Source organism: Bradyrhizobium sp. NBAIM08 (genome assembly GCF_020193935.1).
GTDB classification, from domain to species: domain Bacteria; phylum Pseudomonadota; class Alphaproteobacteria; order Rhizobiales; family Xanthobacteraceae; genus Bradyrhizobium; species Bradyrhizobium yuanmingense.
In genome coordinates, this window is sequence record NZ_JADYVR010001269.1 from 1 (window position 1) to 386 (window position 386).

Sequence of the window (386 nt, forward strand, 5' to 3'; positions counted from 1 at the left end):
ATATAAAACATCGCCGGCGTAATCCTGTCGGAGTTTCGCGATGAATTTCTCTTCCAGTTTGAAAAGCTCGAACGCGTCGTTCGCCACTGGCCCGAAATAAGCCGCCGCATTTTCGCCGGGCACCGCGTTCAAATAAAACACGTTCAGTTCGGAATTAAATGTCAGCCAGGCCGCGCCCAGCGGGACCTGGACGACTGCTTTGCGCAATCGAAAGCGCCGTCCGTTGGCCGGGTCGCGTTCGTAAATCTCGGGCATCTCTTTCAATTGCTGCGTCTGCTTCAACTCCTCCAGGTTCATGCCCTCGAAGAGGCGCGCATCTGCGGCCCGCAACGTGACCAGAGGCAGCGCCGCAGCCATCGCGAAAACAACAATGGTGGCCTTCATAA

General features: G+C 56.2%; 1 protein-coding gene. It reads right to left on the bottom strand.

What is annotated here, in order from left to right; all coding sequences use genetic code 11:
* Positions 1-386, bottom strand: a 386-nt coding sequence (locus tag I6F37_RS44465; protein ID WP_225155053.1) for a hypothetical protein, incomplete at both ends; no start/stop codon positions are given.